Raw genomic sequence first — 16,514 nt, 5'->3', positions numbered from 1 at the left:
TCAGTTTTGCTGATGAGGTCACTATGGAACTGCTTACCCTACTTTTTCCGCCCGCTTTTCTGGCCCTCGCGCTGGCGCATTTTGTTGCCCTGCTCAGCCCGGGCCCGGATTTCTTTCTGCTGATGGGATTCGCCGCCCGACATCGCCTGCGCGGCAGCGCCGGGCTGTGCGTGGGGATCGCCGCGGGCAACGGACTCTATATTCTGCTGGTGATTGTAGGCTGGAGCGCGCTGCGCCAGTTCACGCTGCTGTTCAGTGTTATCGAACTATTAGGCGCGCTGTATCTGCTGTGGATCGGCTGGCAGTTGGCGCAAAGCCGCGCCCGCACGCTGGCGCTGGATTACGCGGAGCCAGAATGTCCCTCCTGGCGCAGGCAGCTCCTGCTCGGGCTGGGATCGGCGGTGTTAAATCCGAAAAACGCCCTTTTTTATCTGGCGTTGATGACCGGGCTGCTGGGTCCGAACGTTACTCTGCTGCAGCAGTCGGTCAGCGGTATCTGGATGGTCACGGTCGTGCTGGTGTGGGATCTGGCGGTGGTGTCATTTATCGCCCTGCCCGGCGTACAGCGGCGGTTGAGCAACAATATCTGGAAAATCGAGCGCGTGGCGGGAGGGGTGCTGATGATGTTTGGCGCAGGGATCCTGTGGCGATTGTTACCGCTTATCCTTGAATCCCTGTAAACACGCGGAACATGGCTTGTAGTGCCGGTAAACGCCTCTATTCAAAAAGCTCTGCGTGGGTGCCCAGGTCGGTAAACACGACCAGAGGCTTTTTATCATCGATCCGATAAACCAACAGATAGTCACCGCCAATATGCAGCTCGCGGAAGCCTTGCATATCGCCTGTCAGGGGATGATCGCTGTACTCAGAAGGGATGGGATTACCGGAGAGCACCAGCGACATAATCTCCGCCGTGGCATGCATATCTTTCCGGCCTGCTTTGTTGTAGCGCTCCCAGGCTTTAACAAAGGTTTTAGTGTAATCAGAACGGTACGGAAGTGGCGCGCGTTTACTCTTTCCCATCGTTTAAGCTCTCCATGAGCTGGTCAACACCATCAAAGCGTCCGTTCTGGTGGGTGGAAATATCTTCGGCTTCGCGCATCGCATTGCGTAACCGTGCGGTGGGTTTGCGGGTCACCTCGAACGGGATCCCTTCATTTTTGACAATCTGCTCGGCGAACAGGCGTATCGCCGTGCTCCAGGTTAAGCCACAGCTCTCAAGGACAGAACCCGCCTGAGCTTTGAGCTCGCTGTCGATACGCGATCGGATTACGGAATCCATAGTGCCTCCTTATGGTTTGTAGCTACATTGTAGCCACAAAAAGACTGTCTTGCACCTCCTTCAGGGCTATCTGGAAAAACGCCTGGTGGCGCTGCGCTTATCAGGCCTACAAAACCAGACCATCGCACCCCTCGTAGCCCCGGTAAGCGCAGCGCCACCGGGGAAAATGCACGCTCCCTTGCCCCTTCGCCTTTTCTCCCTCTATCCTTAACCCTATGGAAAAACTCGCTGAACTCAAACGCGCCAAGCTCCTGGCGCTGTCGCTGCTGCTGATTGCCGCCGCGACCTTTATCGCCACCCTCTTCCTGCCACAGACGTTCTGGGTGCGGGGGGTGAAAGCTATTGCCGAAGCGGCGATGGTCGGCGCCCTGGCCGACTGGTTTGCCGTGGTGGCCCTGTTCCGCCGGGTGCCGATACCCTTTATCTCACGTCATACGGCGATTATCCCGCGCAACAAAGACCGGATTGGCGACAATCTCGGCCAGTTTGTGCAGGAGAAATTCCTCGATACCCAGTCGCTGGTGGCGCTTATCCGCCAGCACGAACCGGCGCTCCTCATCGGGAACTGGTTCAGCAAGCCGGATAACGCCCAGCGCGTCGGGCAGCATATCATGCAGGTGATGAGCGGCTTCCTCGAACTGACCGATGACGGGCGCATTCAGCGCATGCTTAAGCGGGCGGTGCATAAGGCGCTGGATAAGGTCGATTTCAGCGAAACCAGCGCCGCCATGCTGGAGAGCATGACCAAAAACAGCCGTCATCAGGTGCTGCTGGATGCGGTGATTAACCGCCTGATTACGCTGCTCCAGCGCGACAGCACTCGCGATTTTATCGCCGCACAGATTGTCCACTGGCTGAAGACCGAGCACCCGCGTAAGGCGATGATCTTGCCTACCGAATGGCTGGGGGATCAGAGCGCCGAGCTGGTGTCCAATGCGGTGAATGCCATTCTGGATGATGTCAGCCACGACCGTACCCACCAGATCCGCCAGGCCTTTGACCGCGCGGTGCTGAAGCTGGTGGATAATCTGAAAAACGATCCGGAAACGGCGGCCAAGGCCGAGAACATTAAAGAGTATCTGAAGAACGACGAGGCCTTTAACCGCTACCTGGGTGAGATGTGGGCCGATCTGCGCGAATGGCTGAAGGCCGACATGCAGCGCGATGACTCCCGGGTTAAGCAGCGCCTTGCCAACGCCGGGCTGTGGTTTGGTGAAACTCTGGTGGCGGATGCCAACCTGCGCGCCTCGCTGAACGAGCATCTGGAGCAGGCCGCCCATCGCGTGGCGCCGGATTTTGCCCGCTTCCTGACCCGCCATATCAGCGATACGGTCAAAGGCTGGGATGCCAAAGACATGTCGCGACAGATTGAACTGAACATCGGCAAGGATCTGCAGTTTATCCGGGTCAACGGCACCCTGGTGGGCGGCACCATCGGGCTGATCCTGTTCCTGCTGTCGCAACTGCCCGAGGTGCTGCCCCTGCTCACCCGGTAAGGGCTACGGATTACGGATCACGTAGCGCGTCGGGGCAAAGCAGTTAAGGATCAGATGCATCAGGAACACCAGGGTCAGGGTCGCCACCAGCGCCACCGTCACCGAGACGATACGGTAGAGATCGCTGAACACCAGGTCGCCGTCAGGGTGCATGTTCTGGCCGAACATAATCCCGATAGTGGTGATGCTGGCAAAACCGACCCCGGCCCCGACCTTCTCCATCACGTGCAGGCGGGCGCCAAACGCCAGCCCGAGGCCGATCAGCGGCATCATCAGCAGCATGTGGCTGCTGTGATCGTACAGCACCAGCTGCACCACCAGAATGTACAGGCAGCCGAGCACCACCCCGACCACGCGCCACAGCGAGCTCATCACCGCCCCGCGGTAGTGCATCGGGAAGAGTATCAGGACCCCGGCCATCAGCGCCGACAGCGAATCGCTGAGATCGCTTATCTGGAACACCACAAAAATCAGCGTCGCCACGGTGCCGGAGAGCAGCGACTCATGGCGCACCCGGGCGGCATCTTTCTCCAGACGCGGCGGCGGCGTACGCGGTTCGACATCCGGCAGCAGATAGTGCATCAGCGCGCTCAGGCACACCGCCATCACGCTGGCTTCGAGATTAGAGAATAAAAGCGTGTGCCAGTTAGTGGTGGGGTAGCTCATAAAGTTGAGCATGGTGCTCTGGCACACCACCCCCATCGAGCCAAACAGAAACAGCGGCCCCTGGCTCATAAAACGAAAACGCATCACGTAGAGGCCAAACACCACCAGGGTCATGATCAGCGGCCACTGCGCCAGATAGCCGATAATAAACACCATTTCGAGGCAGTTCAGCGCGGAACTGAACACAAACTGTTTTGCGACGTGGCGGTTAAACACCGGCACCAGCGACAGGAGCATAATCGGGTAGATCACGAAGAAGACCCCGTAGCTGGTGTTGTAAAAGCTCGACACGCTCAGGGCAATCATCCCGGCAAACACGATCCGCAGCGTCTGACGAAAGTCGTTGGCGGTGTAGACGATGTTGCCGTGCGGGGTAAAGACCCGCGCCAGGGTATTAATAGACATGATGATCAGTAGACATAGTGCAGCAGGCTGACGAGGTGGATCTGCATCCCGGAGAAGAAGCGGGCAAACGGACCTTCGCTGTTATAGAGCTGCACGGTGGCGCGCGCCCCGGTCGGCAGGTGCTTCGGCAGGGCTTCGTCCAGCGCCACGTGGATGCGCATGCGCTGGGCATCACGCACCCAGCGGTTGGAGGTCTCGGGCTCCGACAGTTGGCCATTGACCGCCTCCTGTCCCGCTAAAATACCGGCGTCGCTGCTGGTGACGTGAGCGCGGAATACGCGGCCCGGGAAGGCGTCAAACACCACCGCGGCATCGGTGTCCTGGTGGGTATGGCGCAGGCTCTTTTCGCGGAAATCGGCGACGATATCGCTCTGGTTGTTTACCAGCGCCAGCGCCGCCGAGCCGGAGGCGGCATAAAAGCCGGGGCTCAGCTGGACGTTGCTGACCGTGCCGTCAGCTTCGGCGTAGATCTTCGTCCAGCCGAGGTTGAGTTCGGCCTCGTCCAGCGCGTTGCGGTATTTTTGCAGGGTCACGTTACGGCTTTCGTCACGCTCGCCGCGCTCAATGCGCAGCTGATGAATGCTGGCGTCCAGATTGGCAACGGCCTGCTCGCTGCTCTGCCATGTCGTGCGGACTTTATCCAGATCCGCCTGGGAGACGTTCTGCAGGGTGCTGAGTTTCTGATAGCGATCAAAGGTCACTTTATCGTTGCGGGCGGTGAGCTGGGCGGTTTTCAGGCTGGCCTGAGCCGCCACGATTTGCGCATCCAGCTGCTGGTTGGCGAGACGCGCCTGCTGCAGGGCAATCTCGGCGGCCTCGACCTTATTGCGGAACGGGGTCGGGTCGAGCTCAAACAGCAGATCGCCCTTCTTCACCTGGCTGTTGTTGTGCACGTGCACCGCCGCCACATAGCCGGAGACGCGCGCCGATACCGGCGTCACCACGCGCATCACGGTGGCGTCCGGCGTCAGCGGGATCCAGATATCCGCGACAATAAAATAGACAAACATCAGCAGGAAAGAGGCAATACTCACCCTTACCCAGCGGGCAAACTTTTGTTCAGGGGTCATGATTATTCGGTCTTGTTATCTTCTTCGCGGATTGTCCGCAAATTGCAGGCGATTTGATTGAGTGTGGCGCTAAAAATGTCGAGATGCTCCGGGGCGATATTCTGCGATACCCGCGTCTGGAACGTTTCGATTACCTGGGTCAGCGTTTTCAGCACCGCGTTCCCCTCGGGCGTGAGCGTCAGCAGCCGGATGCGCTTGTCATAAGGCGATGTGGTGCGCAGCAGGTAGCCCTGCTTTTCCAGCTGTGAAAGGGTGCGCATCAGCGGCGGCAGTTCAATACCCTGCACTTCCGCCAGTTCGCTCACCGAGACGTTATCCCCCAGCTGCTTCAGCTGCATCATCACCGTCCAGCTCGACTGGGTTAACCCGGTCTCAAGAATGGCGTCGTCAATCACCGCGCGCCACTGACGCACAATCATTGCCATCCGCATGCCCATTGGCCTGCGGCAGAACAGATCTTCTTCACGCATGGGGAAACCTCGCTTCACACGCTGAGAAGATAATAGTTATCAGGGTAAGTATCAAGAAACGAGGATCTAAACAGCAGGAATTGCGAAAGCGGGCCCTGCCTGCGCACGATCGATCTTATCTGGCGGAAACATGCCTCTTGCGGAGATACGCTTCAACAGATAACCACTCGGTCAGGCGCTTATAAAGCAGAAGAATGGCCATCGGTAGCAGGGCGTTGATCCCCTGGCTGGTATCAGGGCCGGCAGGCGACATTTTTCCGGCGCTGTTAAACGGCACGTTGGCCAGCCTTAACAGACTAAAATAGTCCATGCGTAACAGATGCGGGAGGCTCTCCTGAGTAAACTTGCACAGGCATTCATGATAAATACGCCACTGTTTCTCTTCGCTATCGGCAGTTTCGATCAGGATCAACAACGCTTTTTCCAGACTTTTTTGTGCAGTAATCATTCTTTCCATACAGGTCCCTTACAGCATCAAACACGTTCATCAAATTTCTTATACAACCCGGTCAGACTGGTCACGGCAAACTTACGATAAATATTGCGTCGATGATGGCTGACGGTTTTTCCGGTCACATCCAGGTAGCGCGTAATCTCTTTATTCTTTTTTCCCGACACAATATAAGGCAGCAGCATCGTCTCCATTTTGGTTAAAGGTTGTTGTTTTTCAAGATGATGCCAGCGAACATTTTTAAAAATAGTCACCGGCTGATCTTCCAGCGCAAAGTGTGCAAGGCAGGTGCGTAGCTGGCGTACAGCACTTTTACAGTCGATGGTGTAATCAGCGATGGTGTTAATTAAAATATTATCAATCGTGCTTTCGTAGCAGACATCGCGGGTGATAAAAATAAAATAGCTCTGCTGGTAACGATTTTTGACCTCCAGCAGGGCATTCAGAACGTTGATGTCGGATTGACCATAATCCACCACAATGGCTTTTGTCCGGACCAGATCGTCTTTTGTCGCGTCGTTAATATCATCCAGATAAAGCACCCGTTGAAACGACGGTGAGTCGTTCATAAGCTGATCGGCCAGCATGGCAAAGCCCTGCTGAAAATATCTACAGGATGTTAATACTATAATCATCGTCTATATCCCTGGCATCACTGTGGATTCATTCATAATCATCGAGAATGTAATAATTTTCAATTAACACTTTTCCCGATGATTATAGGAATAGTCTTAAGCGCTTCGCGGCAATTCGTGCCTTCCCTTACAAAAAAGCCTATTTCTGGGGAATGTTATGCTGGAATTACAGAGGGCTATCTGTCTGTTAAGACTTTTCCAATAAAAAAGAGAGCCGCATACCCGAGGATGCAGCTCTCTTTTTATAGAGGAAAGAATATTAATTGATCACGCTATGCGAAGGATTCTGAGTTCCATTATTCGCGTCAGAAAATAAGAGAAACTGTGACGCCGAAATGTACTGTTCAACCGCATTCCAGGCCACCACGTCGGTATACAGCTCCGTAATCTGAGTCAACAGACACTGATGCCCGTTCACGCCTGGTGCATAAGCGACTGTATTACCGTTACTTGTTTCGATAAGGACAGCCAGAAGGGCTTTAACATCCTTAAGCGCCTTGCGCAGCGTAAGGGGGACATCGTTATGGCCGAGACGTGAAATATAATTTTCTGACAGACAGGCAAGGCTGCCGGGTGTACAGGCCGTATTCGATAATGAAATAATACTCTGGAACAATACGCTTTCGGCGTAACTTTTTATTTTAGACACAATATATTCCCTTCCCTGTTAATAAATTACATCTTATAAGCATTCGAATGGTGAACTGATAACAGCATCGGCTAATTTTTCATGCCGGGCTATTTTTGGCAAGCGCAAAAATTATAAACTTTGACATGAGACAATTCTCAAGATTTATTTATTTAGATAAGAAATGATTTTTATTTTATATATAATTCAGATGAATAAATAACTGTAGAAATGGTTGATGTTTTCTTGCCTGGCCTGCGGGTCATGCGGTCGGTATTTTTGCAGGCCCGGCAAGCTTGCGCCGCCGGGCGTTTCCTCAGCGGCTAAAATGCCGATCGATGGCACGCTGGCCGGACGGGGTCACGCTCACGTCGCGAAACCCCGCTACCCGCTGGATCCAGCCTTTGGTGTCCATATGAACCAGCAGCGCCGCGCCCGCCTCACCGCCCAGATGGAAGCGGCGCTCGCTCCAGTCCAGACAGGCGCAGCAGGCTTTACGCCGCGTATTGGCATTAAGCGCGATCCCCAGGGAGAGGAACGCCTCGCGCCCGCTCAGAGTGAGGGCCGATCCGTCCGCCGCCAGCCAGCCTGCCGCCTGCATAAAATCATATATCTTCACCGCGACCGTGCCCGCCAGATGGTCGTAGCAGGTGCGAGCGTGACGCATCGATTCCGGCGCGGTCGTCTCCGGCGGCGTGATCCGCCCCCACGACAGCCCCATCATCTGCTCCACCAGCGCCGCAACGTCATGCCCCGCCAGCCGGTAGTAGCGATGCCGCCCCTGAGAAAGACAGGTTATCAGCCTCCCCTCCAGCAGACGGGTGAGATGCCCGCTGGCGGTAGAAGGCGCCACATCCGCCACGGCGCTGAGTTCGGTGGCGGTCCACGCCCGTCGGTCCATCAGGGCGCAGAGCATTTTTACCCGTGACGGGTCGGCCATCGCCGCGGCGACCGCAGCCACGGCCAGCTCCAGCGTGGCGCTGTTATCAGGAGGTAAACTGGTCTTTAGCATTGGCAACCCACGGCCCGGTGATCTCTGCGGCCAGCTTATCATTATCCGTCAGCAGAATAAGGTGGTTCGCATGATCGCTGTACTGGGTCAGGATGGACACCCCCTGCGCAGCCAGCGCGGCGGCAATCTCTCCCAGCTCGCCGGGGCGCTCCTGTTTCAGCTTTCGGATCAGCGGTTTTCGCACCGCCTGCACGTTAAAACCGCCGTCGAGCAGCACGCGCCGGGCTTTTTCGCCCTCCTCCACCAGAAAATGCGCCTCCACGCCAAAGACGCCCCCGCCCTCTAGCCCCACGCCGTTGCGCCCCAGCAGCTGACCAAAGCGCGCCAGTTCGCCCGGCACAGTGTTGAAAATCACATGAACGTCATACATCGGCGTGTCCTCCGGTCTCTGAGGCGTAATCCCGCACTACCTGCGCCACGCGAATCCGGTAAGAGGCAAAGATCGACGCCCGCCCTTCGGCCTGCGCGGCCTGGTGAAAGACGTTTTGCTTCCACTTCAGGATCGCTTCCTCATCCCGCCACCAGGAGAGGGAGAGGATTTTGCCGTCGTTGGTCAGGCTCTGGAAACGTTCGATATCGATAAAGCCGTCGATATCCGCCAGCAGCGGTTTTAGCTCGGCGGCCAGCTGCAGGTAACGCGCCTGATGCGCGGGTTGCGCTCTGGCTTCAAACAGGACTGCAATCATGAGGATCTCTCCGTTGTGGGGTTAAGGAGAGGATGCAGGAAAGAAAAACGTGATGCTTCGGTGAAGAGCGAAATGTTATCGCCCGGATTGAAAAAAATCCTGTTCAGTTTTATAGTTCGCGTACGGAATCTATCCGTACATAAAGATAACCCCGGAGTAAAAATGCCAGCACTGAAAAAACAGCGCATCGACCTCAGGTTAACTGACGAAGACAAAGATCTGATCGAAGAAGCTGCGGCGATGACTAACCAGACAATCACCCAGTTTATGGTTAACAGTGCCTCGGAACGGGCTGCCGAAGTCATTGAGCAGCATCGCCGCCTGATCCTTAATGAAGATTCGTGGAAACGCGTTATGGATGCACTCGACAACCCGCCAGAGCCCAATGAGAGGCTGAAACGCGCAGCAAGACGTCTGCAAAACATGGAGTAAGACGTGGCTAATCTGACGATAAGGATGTTTTCGCAAACGACTCACTATGATTTAACAGGCTTCAACTGCGGGGAAGATACCCTCAACCGTTTTCTGTGTAAGCATCTTGCACGCCAGCACGTTGGGCGCTTGTTAGGCGCTTATCTTCTCGTCACCGATGACCCTACGCCTAAAGTGCTGGGCTACTATACGTTGTCCGGCAGTTGCTTTGAGAAAGAGACCCTGCCATCAAAAACGCAGCAGCGCAAAGTGCCCTATGTCAATGTACCCAGCGTCACGTTAGGGCGCCTCGCAATACACCAGGATCTGCAGGGTCAGGGCTGGGGGATGACGCTGGTGACACATGCCATGAAAGTGGTCTGGCTGGCGTCGCAGGCTGTGGGCATTCACGGCATGTTTGTGGATGCGCTCAACGATAAGGCGAAAGATTTTTATCTGACGCTCGGCTTTATTCCTTTAACGGGTAGCAACGCCGATGCTCTTTTTTATCCCACAAAATCCATTGAAAAGCTGTTTGCCGAATAAACCGCGAATTGCCGGGTGGCGCTGCGCTTACCCGGCCTGGAAAGGCACTAACTGTAGGCCCGGCAAGCCTGCGCCGCCGGGCGATGTTTTAGCCGAGGATCGACTTCGGTTCCATAAACGCGCTGATCCCCCATGTCCCCATCTCGCGCCCCATGCCGGAGTGTTTGAACCCACCAAAGGGGGCTTGAGGCTCATGGGCGAGGGTATTCACCAGCACGCGACCGGACTGGATCTGCGCCGCCACGCGGCGAGCACGAGCCACATCGCCGCCCAGCACCAGCGCGCTCAGGCCGTAGTCGGTGTCGTTGGCAATGGCGATGGCTTCGGCCTCGTCGCGATAAGCAATCACACACAGCACCGGACCGAAGATTTCATCCCGGGCGATGGTCATCTGATTGTGCACGTCGGTAAACAGCGTCGGGCGGACAAACCAGCCGTCCCGGGTGCCTTCCGGCCGCCCTTCTCCGCCCGCCAGCAGGCGCGCGCCCTCTGCCAGCCCTCGCTGGATATACCCCTGCACCCGCTGCCACTGTTTCTCGCTCACCATCGGGCCGACCCCGGTGGCGCTGTCGCGCGGATCGCCGGACTTCACCGCTGCGATGGCCTGAGCCAGCGCCTGGTCGAATTCCGCTTTCCGCGACTGCGGCACCAGAATGCGCGTACCGGCCACACACGCCTGCCCGCTGTTCATCAGCCCGGCCTGCACCGCCAGCGGAACGGCCTGTTTGATATCGGCATCGTCGAGGATCAGGGTCGGGGATTTGCCGCCCAGCTCCAGGGTGACGCGGGTAAAGTTCTCCGCCGCGTTACGCAGGATCGCTTTGCCGGTCTGCGTTGAACCGGTAAACGAGATTTTCGCAACAAGAGGGTGACGGCTGATGGTCTCCCCCACCGTGTCGCCGCGCCCGGTGACGATGTTAAACACCCCCGGCGGCAGGTCGGCGGCGTGCAACGCCTCGGTCACGATCTGCGTCTGCAGGGCGCTCATCTCGCTGGGCTTGATCACCGCCGTGCAGCCTGCGGCCAGCGCTGCCGCCAGTTTACCGCAGATAAAGCCCGCATCGCTGTTCCACGGGGTGATGAGCCCGGCGACGCCGAGCGGCGTCATCTCTACCCGGGCCGCCCCGGCCGTCATCACGAATTCAAACGCCTCCAGCGCCGCGATAGCCTGGCCGATCGCCTCCGCCGGATAGCTCGCCATCCACGCCGAGCGCGACGCGGGGGCACCATACTCCTCAATCACCGCCTCCAGCAGATCGTCGTGCCGGGCCGCCACGGCAGCCTGCATCCGCTGTAGCGCGGCAATGCGTTCCTGTTTGCGGGTTTGCGACCACGCCGGAAAAGCGGCTTTTGCGGCGGCAATGGCGCGTTCGGCATCCACTGCATCGGCCAGACGCAGCTGGCCCATCACCCGGGCCGTCGCCGGGTTAAAGAGATCAAAACGTTCGGTGCCGTGTGGGGTAACAAATTCGCCGTTGATATAAATCTGTTCGATGTGATGCATATAAACCTCCTCAGGCTGGATGCACCCAGTCTGGCACGCCTTCTCCGTTACGATAATCCACGCTATGCTGCAAAGGTTGTTTCGATTTTCAGGATAATCTATGCACCGTTCAGGACTGACCGAGCTGGAAGTGGTGATGGCCGTGGTGCGTCGCGGCAGCTTTCGCGCCGCCGCCCAAGAGCTGGGAATGTCGGCCACCGCCGTGAGCAACGCCGTTGCCGGGCTGGAATCCCGCCTGCAAACGCGCCTGTTTAACCGCACCACCCGCAGCGTTGGGCTCACCGACGCCGGGCAGCGCTATGTGGCACGCATCGGCCCGGCGTTGCAGGAAATTCGACAGGCAGACGAAGAGATCCACAGCGACATCGACGAGCCTGCCGGCACCCTGCGTCTGAACGTTCCCAATAACGTCGGCACGCTGTTCCTGGATGCGCTGCTGATCGACTACATGATCCGCTACCCGAAAATGCGCGTCGAGGCGGTGAGTGAAGCGCGGATGATCGATATCGTGGCGGAAGGTTACGACGCCGGGGTGCGCCTTGCGGAGTCGGTGCCGCAGGACATGATCGCCGTGCCGCTCACCCCCGACATTCGTCAGCTCGTCACCGCCACGCCGGACTATTTTGCCCGCTACGGCACCCCGCAAACCCCGGACGATCTGCTGCATCACCAGGGGATCGGCATGCGGATGGCCCACGGGGGAATTTATCGCTGGGAGCTGGCGCGACGCGGGGAGCAGATCGCCCTGGCGGTGCCGCCGCGTTTTGCCACCTCGGATCTCTTTGCCTCGATCCGGGCGGTGAAGGCCGGGCTGGGCGTGGGATTTTTGCCGGAACTCTATATTCAGCAGGAGCTGCAAAGCGGGGAGCTGGTGAGCGTGCTGGACGAGTGGTCGCAGCCCTTTGCCGGGCTGCGCCTCTACTACCCCGGCCATCGCCACGTCCCGCCGGGGCTGCGGGCGCTGGTGGCGATGATCCGTGAGCGCGGTCTTACTCGAGGTTAGCTTTGTTCAGGCCGTAGGCGCCATCCAGCGCGCCGGGTTCCATACGGGAAGTGATCCCCAGACGGTTCCAGGCGTTGATCGCCACGATCGCAAAGTTCAGCTCGGAGATCTCAATCTCCGAATAGTGTTCCGCCACGCTGCGGTACAGCACGTCGCTGACGCCGTGGGGGCCGATCTGGGTCAGGGCTTCGGTGAAGGCCAGGGCCGCTTTTTCACGGGCGCTGAACAGGGGTGACTCGCGCCATGCGGTCAGATGGTACAGGCGCAGCTCGCGCTCGCCGGCAATTTTGGCCTCTTTCGAATGCATATCCAGACAGAAGGTGCAGCCGTTGAGCTGGGAGACGCGGATGTCGATCAGGTGCTTCAGCGCCGGGTCGATGGAGGTCTGGCTCACCGCCATGCTCAGGTCGGACAGCGCTTTAGCGAGGGCAGGTGTGGCTTTATGGTGGTTAACGCGAGTGCTCATTGTCTTTCTCCGGGTGTGCGGCATATGAAATGCGATGGGGCAAATTTACGCCGTTCATGACATAGTAAAAAGATACAAAAAGCGCGAAACGAGGTAGGACATGAAGCCGGGCTATCATGAAATTTATACCCGCTATCGGGACAACATCACCCGCGGCGTCCTCAAGCCCGGCGACAAGGTGCCCGCCATCCGCGTGCTGGCGGAAGAGCTTAAGGTGGCACGCAAAACGGTTGAAACCGCCTACGCCATTCTGACCGGCGAGGGCTATCTGGTGAGCCAGGGCGCGCGCGGCACGCGGGTTAACCCGGACCTCACTCTTCCCGTCACGCCCCCGCCGCCCGACGATCCGCTTACCGGCCAGCTGCCGGAATCGCTGGTCAGCCAGCGGGAACGGGCGGGCTTTTTGCGCCCCGGCATCCCGGCGCTGGACAGCTTCCCGTATAAGAAATGGCTGCTGCTGGCGGGCCATGCGGTGCGCGCCATGCGCCAGGAGGAGATGCTCAACCCGCCGGTGATGGGGTGGCCTCCCCTGCGCCAGGCGATCGCCAGCTACCTCAACATTTCGCGCGGCTTGTCCTGCACGCCAGAGCAGGTGCTGATCACCAGCGGCTACAGCGGCAGCCTGCGATTGATCCTCGATACCCTCGCCAGCCGCAACGACAAGGTAGTGTTTGAAGATCCGGGCTATTTTATGGGCCAGCAGCTGCTCCGGCGGATCGTGCCGCGCCTGCACACCGTGCCGGTGGATCGTTCAGGCATGGACACCGGGTATCTGCTGCGCCACCACCCCGACGCCCGGTTCGTTATCGTTACCCCGTCGCACCAGAGCCCGCTGGCGGTCACGCTGTCGCTGCCCCGTAGACAGCAGCTGCTCGACTGGGCCGGGCAGAACGATGCCTGGATCATCGAGGATGACTACGACGGCGAGTTTCACTACACCCGCAAGGTGCTGCCGTCACTGAAAAGCCTCGATCGTCAGGATCGGGTGATCTACATGGGCACCTTCAGCAAAACCGTGATGCCGTCCCTGCGCCTCGGCTACGTGGTGATGCCCGCCAGCACGGTATCGGCCTTCAACGATTGCGCCGATCTGCTTGCCAGCGGTCAGCCGGTGCTGACGCAAAAGATCCTCACCGCCTTCCTCAACGAGGGCCACTTCTTCCGCCATCTGAAAAAGATGCGCGCCCTCTATCAGCAGCGCCGCGACTGGATGATTGCCGCCCTGCACGAGGTCTACGGGGATCGATTCTTCACCGAGCAGAACGATGGCGGGATGCATATCGTGGCGTTTCTAACTAAAGGCAGCTGCGACCAGGCGATCGCCCACTGCTGGCAACAGCAGCAGTTGCAGGTGAATGCCCTGTCGGCATGGTACAGCGGGTCGGATAAACGTTACGGGCTGGTGATGGGGTATAACAACGTGCGCAGCTATGAAGAAGCCGTTGCGCTACTCACGCGGCCAAAAAGCCAAACCTGCGATCTTCTGAAATAACAACTCCCTGATTTTGCACCACAAAAAGCCGTTTCCGGATAATCATTAAGGTATGAATTACCGCCACTGCCTTTATAATCAACGCGCAAAATAAAACTTCTAAGGACAAGAAAAAATGAAATCACTACTGGGATTCGACTATCTGTTAACGCCGCGCGTGCTGGTCTTTTTCTACTGGATCGCCATGCTGTTTATCTTCATCGGCGGGCTCTACTCCATGTTTACCGAGCATCTGTTCGCCGGATTTTTCGGCATGGTGTTCAGCCTGATCGGCACCCGCGTGATGTTCGAGCTGATCATGGTAGCGTTTAAAAATAACGAATATCTGCGCCGCATTGCGGAAAACACCGGGAAATCCACCGTAGAGTGAGGCCTTTATGCCGGGTGGCGGCTACGCCTTACCCGGCCTACGGTTCGTGCCCTTCCAGGCCCGGTAAGCGCAGCGCCACCGGGCAATACCTTACATATCAAATCGCGACAGCCCGACATCCTTGAGCTGCTCATCGCTCATCTGGCTCAGAATGCGGCGCGTGCGTTTAACGCGATACCACTTTTTCACTGCCCGCCCGATCCAGATAAACACCGCAAACGGCCGTTTGGCCCGGTTTTCGTAAAATTCCATGATGCGCTCCTCATCGTGTCTGTGGAGTTATCATCACGGTAATCGGGGCCTGCAATACAGATTCAAAAACAACTTTTGTTTAACATACAGATCCGCTAAAACAGTATCTGAATGCCGTTTTTCACCGCAATCTGTACTGGTTTTTAGATCTGTATGGTGACAACCAAGGATACAGCATGACGCGCTACCAACATCTGGCCAATCTCCTGGCACAACGCATTGAACAAGGACTGTATCGCAGCGGGGAGCGTTTACCCTCGGTGCGCGCGCTGAGTCAGGAGCACGGCGTCAGCATCAGCACCATCCAGCAGGCCTATCAGATCCTCGAAAATTTACAGCTGATCACCCCCCAGCCGCGCTCCGGCTACTTCGTCTCCTCGCGCAAAGCGCAGCCGCCCGTCCCGGCGATGACCCGCCCGGTGCAGCGTCCGGTGGAGGTGACCCAGTGGGATGAGGTGATGATGCTCCTCGATGCCCGCGCCGATAAGGAGATGATCTCCTTTGGCGGCGGCTCGCCGGATCTGAACCAGCCGAGCCTGAAGCCGCTGTGGCGCGAGATGAGCCGCATTGCCCAGCACCATCCCGGGGAGATGCTAAGTTACGACGTGCTGGAGGGGCGGCAGGAGCTGCGCGAGCAGATCGCCCGCCTGCTGCTGGACGGCGGCTCGACGGTGGCGGCGAACGAAATTGTGATCACCAATGGCTGCCACGGGGCGCTGTCGCTGGCGCTGCTTTCAGTGTGCCAGCCGGGGGATATCGTGGCGGTAGAGTCGCCGTCGTTCCACGGCACCATGCAGATGCTGCGCGGGTTTAACATCAAGGCGATCGAGATCCCCACCGATCCGCAAACCGGGATCAGCATTGAAGCCCTGGAGCTGGCGCTCGAGCAGTGGCCGATCAAAGCGGTGATCCTGGTGCCCAACTGCAATAACCCGCTCGGGTTTATCATGCCGGAGGCGCGCAAACGCCAGGTGCTGGCCCTTGCCCAGCGCCACGATATCGTCATCGTGGAGGATGATATTTACGGCGAGCTGGCGGCGGAGTACCCGCGCCCGCGCACCATCCACTCCTTTGATATCGACGGTCGCGTGCTGCTGTGCAGCTCCTTTACCAAAACCGTGGCCCCCGGGCTGCGCGTCGGCTGGATTGTGCCGGGGCGGTATTACGACCGGGTGATGCACATGAAATATGCCGCGGGCGGGTTTAACGTGCCCGGCACGCAGATGGCGGTGGCGGCGTTTATCCGCGACGGACACTACCATCGCCACGTGCGGCGTATGCGCCAGATTTATCAGCAGAATATGGAGCGTTACACCTGCTGGGTGCGGCAGTATTTCCCGGCGGAGATCTGCGTCACGCGCCCGCAGGGCAGTTTCCTGCTGTGGGTGGAGCTGCCGGAGAAGGTGGATATGGTGTGCGTCAGCAAGCAGCTGAGTCGCCTGAAGATCCAGGCCGCGGCGGGGTCGCTGTTTTCGGCGTCAGGGAAGTATCGTAACTGCCTGCGGATCAACGTGGCGTTACCGCCGAATGAGAAGAATCGCGAGGCGTTGAAGAAGATGGGCGAGGCGATTCATATTGCGATGGAGGCGTAGTGCGGTCTCTTCCCCTCACCCTGACCCTCTCCCCAAAGGGGAGAGGGGATAGTCCCGTAGGCCCGGTAAGCGTAGCG

At 58.0% G+C, this 16,514-nt stretch carries 22 protein-coding genes; 8 read left to right on the top strand and 14 right to left on the bottom strand.

All coding sequences use genetic code 11. The features are described from left to right. Window positions 1-23 precede the first annotated feature (23 nt). Window positions 24-680: a LysE family translocator gene (locus ACP4QI_RS02605; protein WP_426495493.1), complete on the top strand. Its 657-nt coding sequence runs from the start codon at window positions 24-26 to the stop codon at window positions 678-680. 37 nt (window positions 681-717) lie between these two features. Here ACP4QI_RS02605 and ACP4QI_RS02600 read toward each other — a convergent pair whose 3' ends face one another. Then, window positions 718-1,023 (bottom strand): type II toxin-antitoxin system RelE/ParE family toxin, encoded by a 306-nt coding sequence (locus ACP4QI_RS02600; RefSeq protein WP_426495492.1) that lies wholly within the window; start codon window positions 1,021-1,023, stop codon window positions 718-720. Beyond that, on the bottom strand, window positions 1,010-1,282 hold the full coding sequence (locus ACP4QI_RS02595) for a type II toxin-antitoxin system RelB/DinJ family antitoxin (RefSeq protein WP_106995684.1): 273 nt from the start codon (window positions 1,280-1,282) through the stop codon (window positions 1,010-1,012). Before ACP4QI_RS02595 ends, ACP4QI_RS02600 begins: the two co-directional genes overlap by 14 nt. 215 nt (window positions 1,283-1,497) lie before the next feature. Here ACP4QI_RS02595 and ACP4QI_RS02590 point away from each other — a divergent pair, with 215 nt between their 5' ends. After that, complete coding sequence (locus ACP4QI_RS02590) at window positions 1,498-2,778, top strand: DUF445 domain-containing protein (protein WP_426495491.1); 1,281 nt, start codon at window positions 1,498-1,500, stop codon at window positions 2,776-2,778. Between the two features lie 3 nt (window positions 2,779-2,781). Here ACP4QI_RS02590 and ACP4QI_RS02585 read toward each other — a convergent pair whose 3' ends face one another. The 9 genes from ACP4QI_RS02585 to ACP4QI_RS02545 form a co-directional block, all read right to left on the bottom strand. After that, window positions 2,782-3,849 carry a DUF2955 domain-containing protein gene (locus ACP4QI_RS02585; RefSeq protein WP_142488091.1) on the bottom strand — a complete coding sequence of 356 codons (1,068 nt, stop codon included), beginning with the start codon at window positions 3,847-3,849 and terminating at the stop codon, window positions 2,782-2,784. Between the two features lie 5 nt (window positions 3,850-3,854). Continuing rightward, window positions 3,855-4,922 carry an HlyD family secretion protein gene (locus tag ACP4QI_RS02580; RefSeq protein WP_142488090.1) on the bottom strand — a complete coding sequence of 356 codons (1,068 nt, stop codon included), beginning with the start codon at window positions 4,920-4,922 and terminating at the stop codon, window positions 3,855-3,857. Continuing rightward, window positions 4,922-5,389 (bottom strand): MarR family winged helix-turn-helix transcriptional regulator, encoded by a 468-nt coding sequence (locus ACP4QI_RS02575; RefSeq protein WP_156262832.1) that lies wholly within the window; start codon window positions 5,387-5,389, stop codon window positions 4,922-4,924. The genes ACP4QI_RS02580 and ACP4QI_RS02575 overlap by 1 nt, the downstream gene beginning before the upstream one ends. Window positions 5,390-5,504: 115 nt before the next feature. Continuing rightward, window positions 5,505-5,846 (bottom strand): hypothetical protein, encoded by a 342-nt coding sequence (locus ACP4QI_RS02570; RefSeq protein WP_426495490.1) that lies wholly within the window; start codon window positions 5,844-5,846, stop codon window positions 5,505-5,507. Between the two features lie 17 nt (window positions 5,847-5,863). Continuing rightward, on the bottom strand, window positions 5,864-6,427 hold the full coding sequence (locus ACP4QI_RS02565; protein WP_426495489.1) for a helix-turn-helix domain-containing protein: 564 nt from the start codon (window positions 6,425-6,427) through the stop codon (window positions 5,864-5,866). A 307-nt stretch (window positions 6,428-6,734) separates the two neighbouring features. Beyond that, window positions 6,735-7,124, bottom strand: a complete 390-nt coding sequence (locus tag ACP4QI_RS02560; RefSeq protein WP_142488086.1) for a hypothetical protein — start codon at window positions 7,122-7,124, stop codon at window positions 6,735-6,737. A gap of 295 nt (window positions 7,125-7,419) precedes the next feature. Continuing rightward, complete coding sequence (locus tag ACP4QI_RS02555; RefSeq protein ID WP_426495488.1) at window positions 7,420-8,115, bottom strand: ArsR/SmtB family transcription factor; 696 nt, start codon at window positions 8,113-8,115, stop codon at window positions 7,420-7,422. Then, window positions 8,090-8,485, bottom strand: coding sequence for an amino acid-binding protein (locus ACP4QI_RS02550; protein WP_142488084.1), 396 nt, complete (start codon window positions 8,483-8,485; stop codon window positions 8,090-8,092). The genes ACP4QI_RS02555 and ACP4QI_RS02550 overlap by 26 nt, the downstream gene beginning before the upstream one ends. Beyond that, the gene (locus ACP4QI_RS02545) at window positions 8,478-8,801 is read right to left on the bottom strand and encodes an antibiotic biosynthesis monooxygenase family protein (RefSeq protein ID WP_426495487.1); all 324 of its coding nucleotides are present in this window, start codon (window positions 8,799-8,801) and stop codon (window positions 8,478-8,480) included. Before ACP4QI_RS02545 ends, ACP4QI_RS02550 begins: the two co-directional genes overlap by 8 nt. A 162-nt stretch (window positions 8,802-8,963) precedes the next feature. On the opposite strand from ACP4QI_RS02545, the gene ACP4QI_RS02540 reads away from it, so the two are divergent. Together ACP4QI_RS02540 and ACP4QI_RS02535 are read left to right on the top strand one after the other, a co-directional pair. Continuing rightward, complete coding sequence (locus ACP4QI_RS02540) at window positions 8,964-9,233, top strand: type II toxin-antitoxin system TacA family antitoxin (RefSeq protein WP_142488082.1); 270 nt, start codon at window positions 8,964-8,966, stop codon at window positions 9,231-9,233. Window positions 9,234-9,236: 3 nt separating this feature from the next. Beyond that, a complete protein-coding gene (locus ACP4QI_RS02535) occupies window positions 9,237-9,758 on the top strand; it encodes a GNAT family N-acetyltransferase (RefSeq protein ID WP_426495486.1) in 522 nt (173 codons plus the stop codon). A gap of 88 nt (window positions 9,759-9,846) precedes the next feature. Here the strand turns inward: ACP4QI_RS02535 and ACP4QI_RS02530 are convergent, their stop codons facing one another. Further along, entirely contained in the window at window positions 9,847-11,262 is a 1,416-nt protein-coding gene (locus ACP4QI_RS02530; RefSeq protein WP_426495485.1) for an aldehyde dehydrogenase family protein, read from the bottom strand. A 100-nt stretch (window positions 11,263-11,362) separates the two neighbouring features. Between ACP4QI_RS02530 and ACP4QI_RS02525 the strand changes: the two genes are divergently transcribed. Beyond that, the gene (locus ACP4QI_RS02525; protein WP_426495484.1) at window positions 11,363-12,265 is read left to right on the top strand and encodes a LysR family transcriptional regulator; all 903 of its coding nucleotides are present in this window, start codon (window positions 11,363-11,365) and stop codon (window positions 12,263-12,265) included. On the opposite strand, the gene ACP4QI_RS02520 is transcribed toward ACP4QI_RS02525, so the two are convergent. After that, complete coding sequence (locus ACP4QI_RS02520; RefSeq protein ID WP_142488079.1) at window positions 12,252-12,731, bottom strand: carboxymuconolactone decarboxylase family protein; 480 nt, start codon at window positions 12,729-12,731, stop codon at window positions 12,252-12,254. The genes ACP4QI_RS02525 and ACP4QI_RS02520 overlap by 14 nt on opposite strands. Window positions 12,732-12,831: 100 nt before the next feature. Between ACP4QI_RS02520 and pdxR the strand changes: the two genes are divergently transcribed. After that, a complete protein-coding gene (gene pdxR / locus ACP4QI_RS02515; RefSeq protein WP_426495483.1) occupies window positions 12,832-14,223 on the top strand; it encodes a MocR-like pyridoxine biosynthesis transcription factor PdxR in 1,392 nt (463 codons plus the stop codon). Between the two features lie 115 nt (window positions 14,224-14,338). After that, window positions 14,339-14,593, top strand: a complete 255-nt coding sequence (locus ACP4QI_RS02510) for a DUF4282 domain-containing protein (protein ID WP_142488077.1) — start codon at window positions 14,339-14,341, stop codon at window positions 14,591-14,593. A 90-nt stretch (window positions 14,594-14,683) separates the two neighbouring features. On the opposite strand, the gene ACP4QI_RS02505 is transcribed toward ACP4QI_RS02510, so the two are convergent. After that, complete coding sequence (locus ACP4QI_RS02505; protein ID WP_426495482.1) at window positions 14,684-14,845, bottom strand: DUF1127 domain-containing protein; 162 nt, start codon at window positions 14,843-14,845, stop codon at window positions 14,684-14,686. Between the two features lie 176 nt (window positions 14,846-15,021). Between ACP4QI_RS02505 and ACP4QI_RS02500 the strand changes: the two genes are divergently transcribed. Continuing rightward, window positions 15,022-16,437 (top strand): aminotransferase-like domain-containing protein, encoded by a 1,416-nt coding sequence (locus ACP4QI_RS02500; RefSeq protein WP_285127458.1) that lies wholly within the window; start codon window positions 15,022-15,024, stop codon window positions 16,435-16,437. The last annotated feature ends 77 nt before the right edge of the window (window positions 16,438-16,514 follow it).

Origin of the sequence: Leclercia sp. TB492, from assembly GCF_049974505.2 — a bacterium.
GTDB lineage: Bacteria > Pseudomonadota > Gammaproteobacteria > Enterobacterales > Enterobacteriaceae > Enterobacter > Enterobacter adecarboxylatus_C.
Note: the sequence above shows the minus strand (reverse complement) of the source record. Positions and strands in the feature narration are given on the sequence as shown.

What these genes read in the sequence shown, in the direction of transcription:
- ACP4QI_RS02505 (WP_426495482.1), bottom strand. Translation starts at nt 14,845, where the DNA reads ATGGAATTTTACGAAAACCGGGCCAAACGGCCGTTTGCGGTGTTTATC.
- ACP4QI_RS02520 (WP_142488079.1), bottom strand. Translation starts at nt 12,731, where the DNA reads ATGAGCACTCGCGTTAACCACCATAAAGCCACACCTGCCCTCGCTAAA.
- ACP4QI_RS02605 (WP_426495493.1), top strand. Translation starts at nt 24, where the DNA reads ATGGAACTGCTTACCCTACTTTTTCCGCCCGCTTTTCTGGCCCTCGCG.
- ACP4QI_RS02585 (WP_142488091.1), bottom strand. Translation starts at nt 3,849, where the DNA reads ATGTCTATTAATACCCTGGCGCGGGTCTTTACCCCGCACGGCAACATC.
- ACP4QI_RS02545 (WP_426495487.1), bottom strand. Translation starts at nt 8,801, where the DNA reads ATGATTGCAGTCCTGTTTGAAGCCAGAGCGCAACCCGCGCATCAGGCG.
- ACP4QI_RS02570 (WP_426495490.1), bottom strand. Translation starts at nt 5,846, where the DNA reads ATGGAAAGAATGATTACTGCACAAAAAAGTCTGGAAAAAGCGTTGTTG.
- ACP4QI_RS02575 (WP_156262832.1), bottom strand. Translation starts at nt 5,389, where the DNA reads ATGCGTGAAGAAGATCTGTTCTGCCGCAGGCCAATGGGCATGCGGATG.
- ACP4QI_RS02510 (WP_142488077.1), top strand. Translation starts at nt 14,339, where the DNA reads ATGAAATCACTACTGGGATTCGACTATCTGTTAACGCCGCGCGTGCTG.
- pdxR (WP_426495483.1), top strand. Translation starts at nt 12,832, where the DNA reads ATGAAGCCGGGCTATCATGAAATTTATACCCGCTATCGGGACAACATC.
- ACP4QI_RS02525 (WP_426495484.1), top strand. Translation starts at nt 11,363, where the DNA reads ATGCACCGTTCAGGACTGACCGAGCTGGAAGTGGTGATGGCCGTGGTG.
- ACP4QI_RS02600 (WP_426495492.1), bottom strand. Translation starts at nt 1,023, where the DNA reads ATGGGAAAGAGTAAACGCGCGCCACTTCCGTACCGTTCTGATTACACT.
- ACP4QI_RS02530 (WP_426495485.1), bottom strand. Translation starts at nt 11,262, where the DNA reads ATGCATCACATCGAACAGATTTATATCAACGGCGAATTTGTTACCCCA.
- ACP4QI_RS02590 (WP_426495491.1), top strand. Translation starts at nt 1,498, where the DNA reads ATGGAAAAACTCGCTGAACTCAAACGCGCCAAGCTCCTGGCGCTGTCG.
- ACP4QI_RS02540 (WP_142488082.1), top strand. Translation starts at nt 8,964, where the DNA reads ATGCCAGCACTGAAAAAACAGCGCATCGACCTCAGGTTAACTGACGAA.
- ACP4QI_RS02565 (WP_426495489.1), bottom strand. Translation starts at nt 6,427, where the DNA reads ATGCTGGCCGATCAGCTTATGAACGACTCACCGTCGTTTCAACGGGTG.
- ACP4QI_RS02555 (WP_426495488.1), bottom strand. Translation starts at nt 8,115, where the DNA reads ATGCTAAAGACCAGTTTACCTCCTGATAACAGCGCCACGCTGGAGCTG.
- ACP4QI_RS02550 (WP_142488084.1), bottom strand. Translation starts at nt 8,485, where the DNA reads ATGTATGACGTTCATGTGATTTTCAACACTGTGCCGGGCGAACTGGCG.
- ACP4QI_RS02500 (WP_285127458.1), top strand. Translation starts at nt 15,022, where the DNA reads ATGACGCGCTACCAACATCTGGCCAATCTCCTGGCACAACGCATTGAA.
- ACP4QI_RS02595 (WP_106995684.1), bottom strand. Translation starts at nt 1,282, where the DNA reads ATGGATTCCGTAATCCGATCGCGTATCGACAGCGAGCTCAAAGCTCAG.